Raw genomic sequence first — 3606 nt, forward strand, 5'->3', positions numbered from 1 at the left:
GTTGAGCCGCGGCGCCAGCGTGACGTTCCGTACTGGCTGGACCGTCAGCAGCCGCAGAGGCTGATCGTCGAGGCTCGATTGCGTGCCGTTCCACTGTCCACATGCGCGATCCTGGATCAGGCCAGCCTTGAGCGCGCATCCGCGCGTCGAGCAAGCCTGACGATCCGCGAGGAGTCAAGGCCGAAGGGTTCGGCGCAAGCTGTTCGTAGTACTGAACAGCGACGCGACCAGCTGATCGGGCTGCCTCTTGATTCGTCTTATCCACATGCGACTGATGGAAGGGATCGTGATTCCTCAATCGTTGAAATGAAGAAGTCGATCAATGGCCGGCTTCTTTGACGTACCGCTTATTTCGTCAAACCAAACGATGCCCTGAGCCTATTCATCGTCATCGGTTAGCGATGCCGACCAGCTTGGAAGCGATCAAATCTATCAACTCTTCGATGGTGTAATTGACTACTTCCTTCTCACCGATGATCGACGGCGCGACATAGGCAGTGCGAGAGGATCAAACCAGGCCAGCCGCTGCGCTGTCGACGGTCCAGACCAACCTGAAGAACTGGGGAATGGTCCTTGTCCTCCAGGCGATCACCGCGCCCTGCTCGACGCTGGCGACGAACTGGCGATGAGTGGTGTTCAGCACCTGCCTCGCCCAGTAATCGAGTTCATCAGCCTTCTGTGGTGGGACGGATCAAGGAACTGTGCTCGCCCGACGCGCAGGTACTGATGATCAACGCCGCGAGCCGTCCACTACCGACGAACCTGAGCCGGGCCGCGCCACCAACGGGCTGACGGTACCGGCTTCGTCGGCATACTGGTCGGTGGCATGGACGTAGTAAGCACGAAGCGCTGACGGCGATGACTGGATAAACCTTGATATCGGCTTGGCGCGCAGCGCATGAAATCGCCATAGATGTAGCCGGACTGGAACTGGGTGGCCGCTGGACCGCGTCCAACGCAGGATCACGCCCTGGTCTTCGAATCCTTGAATGCTCGACGAGATCTGCCAACGATGTTATCGTGCTGCTGTTTCCTTGTCCTTACCATCCCGGACTCTCAATCAAACGAGACGGTCTTCTGCGACACCTTCGAACACCCATCAGGTGTAAAAGATCGAACCAACGAATGAGATAAGCGAATGTCAGGAGCTCGAGAAAATGCCCAGCGTCGTGAGTGGTGCTGCCGGAACACTGCGAAACAAAGGTCTTCTCCAGGAGCTCCAGCTTCGTCGTCGGAACTACTGCCTCGACTTCAGCCTGCTGCTTCTTCCATTTCGTCCGACATGTTCATTCACCGAAAAAATCAGTGTGCGCCCAACGAGGCGTGCAGGTCGGCAACCCTCGATACGCAGACGCGACTCTGAACTCGCGCAGCGACGCCAGTGTCTGCGCAACTGCAACCTACTGCGACTGAATCGATGCCAGTGTCTACGCGCCATCAATAAATCAATGTATGAATCGTCTATCATCGCAGTGTTCCTCGGTGTGATGTTGAAGTGCCGAAGGACTGCAGCATCAAAGGGTCCGGTCTGCCGCGGTCTCATTGTGACGCGCGACTCGAAGAAATCTTCCTAAAACTCATGTGCGCGCGTCAGTACCGTCCAGGCGATGCGATCTTCCCCGTGGACCGCAAGCCCAGACCCTGAACACGAAACGCTCGAACGACTGCATGATACCGCGAACAACGGCGAAGGCTCGGCCTCGAGCGCCAGAACCTCATAGTGATCATGTGAGTCATCAGGCCGGAAGAACTTCGGGGACAATGTGTGAATTGCTTCAGGCAAACCCAGACGATGATGCCTGATCGAAACGATCGTGCGTGGTCATATCATGAAGACGCGCCGCAGTACGTATCGCCTCTACTATATCTACCAATGGGAGTCGCCAGCGTGCCGTCGTCCGAATCGAAATCAGCAATCGATAATCAGGCGCACTGAAACGCTCACGGCTTTGGCCGACATGTCATCGAACTGCGAGCTGCACCAGCTCACCGACCGTCGGGCAACGGCACGGTCAGCATGTAGGCGTGCAAGAACAGGCGCTTGTCGTCCAGACCAGACGAACTTCACGACCGAAGTCCTTCATCGCTGTATCTGGGTGTCGCCTGCCATGTATGTCCGGCGTGCAAGGTGTGGACACGATGGTGCGCACGCCGTGATGAACTTTAGCCTCGACCATGTGGAAATCACCGAAGCGAATGCAGCACCTTGAAAATCGTCAGACGCTCGGCTCGATCGTTGACCTCGACCATGCGCCGCTGGGCATGAGGTTACTTGAGCAATGGTGCGTTTACGCGCTCCTGAGCTTGATCTCTCGAGTGGCCATGAAAATCAAGGCCATATACGTTTGATCAGATCATCACTGTGCAACGTCCACGCACAATGACGAAGCATGCTGCGTTCTTCGGATTCATCAGCAGGGCGATACGTGTCCCGATCGAGCCGATGGACCAGCTCCAGCTCCTTGGCGTCCGGACGCATCGACGAAGGCTTCGATCGTACCGTACGGATACCGTGACCGCGATGCACAGCGATGTCGTAGGTGGTCCACACGATCAGCGCCTTGTCTTCGAGAGATGGCTGCCTCCAGGCGCGGCAGCTGAGCGACAGCACGGGCTTCGTGACGCTCAGGCAGGCGCAGGCGGGACGCGAACGACGTCGCCACCTTCCAGCTTGACGGTTCCGATTCGATCTTTGTTCACCGTACTTCGCCTTCGTGAATGGTCATAAATCAAGGTCTGGGGACGCCCTGACAGTAAGGTGAAATAGAAGTGATCGATGTCGACGGCAAGTTCCGCGTGCAACCTCGACCAGCTGGACGCCGTAGGTTGGGGGGACATAATTTCGTCATGCGGGAATCAAGACAATTTTCATGGATTTGAAGCATTATTGATTACTGTTATAGTCGTGAATGTTGCCAAGCCTTGCCAGTGGACAAACGGTATAACGACTGGCCTGAATCATCGCAATCACAAGGGACGAAGGCCGCTCCGACGGCTTCCGCTGGACAACGGAAGGTCCTGGAAACGAACGAGCGCAGGTGACATGAGGCTGAAACAAGCCACAGATTGTACAACTATTCACTCGCCTTCGAAGCTGATATTCACGGGCCTGAGTTCACAAGCGACAGTTCGTTCCCAGATATGAGGCGAATGTCCGGAAACAAGCCTGAGCACGATGTGCGATTCTTCCTGATCGAGTAACCGCGGACGAAATCCGTCGCGGATCCGCGCGGCAGCACTGAATTATCAGGGGGGATATGTGTGGGGTGGACGACAATCATCGGACCGTGTAGCATGAGGCTTGATCAAGACGCTCTTCATCGTTCTGCTGCCGACGGTCCAAATCTCCTCCTACAGCTTCCGCCGACAGGGGCGTCCTTTGTCACTCATATAAGTAGGGCAAATGTTGTTGTCATTCGTACCCCTCTGGTTGAATGTTAGACATGAGTGGCTGAACTACTTGACGCGCCTGACTGACCGTGAGAAGTCGCGCGCGCGAATGCTGTTCCGCAAGTCCTAAACTGATGGTACCACATGAAAAGGATGCTGATCAACGGATGGAAACCCGAGGAGTCGCGCGTCGGACCACGGTGAATGCCTTACGAC

At 56.0% G+C, this 3606-nt stretch carries 3 protein-coding genes; 1 reads left to right on the forward strand and 2 read right to left on the reverse strand.

What is annotated here, in order from left to right:
• Positions 1-339, forward strand: a 339-nt coding sequence (locus ACVBEG_RS27365; RefSeq protein WP_447108576.1) for a hypothetical protein, incomplete at its 5' end; no start/stop codon positions are given.
• A gap of 169 nt (positions 340-508) precedes the next feature.
• On the opposite strand, the gene ACVBEG_RS27370 is transcribed toward ACVBEG_RS27365, so the two are convergent.
• On the reverse strand, positions 509-643 hold the full coding sequence (locus ACVBEG_RS27370) for a hypothetical protein (RefSeq protein ID WP_447108577.1): 135 nt from the start codon (positions 641-643) through the stop codon (positions 509-511).
• A gap of 1686 nt (positions 644-2329) precedes the next feature.
• On the reverse strand, positions 2330-2551 hold the full coding sequence (locus tag ACVBEG_RS27375; protein ID WP_447108578.1) for a hypothetical protein: 222 nt from the start codon (positions 2549-2551) through the stop codon (positions 2330-2332).
• Positions 2552-3606: the final 1055 nt, after the last annotated feature.

It is taken from the genome of Pseudomonas sp. GG8 (genome assembly GCF_052976945.1).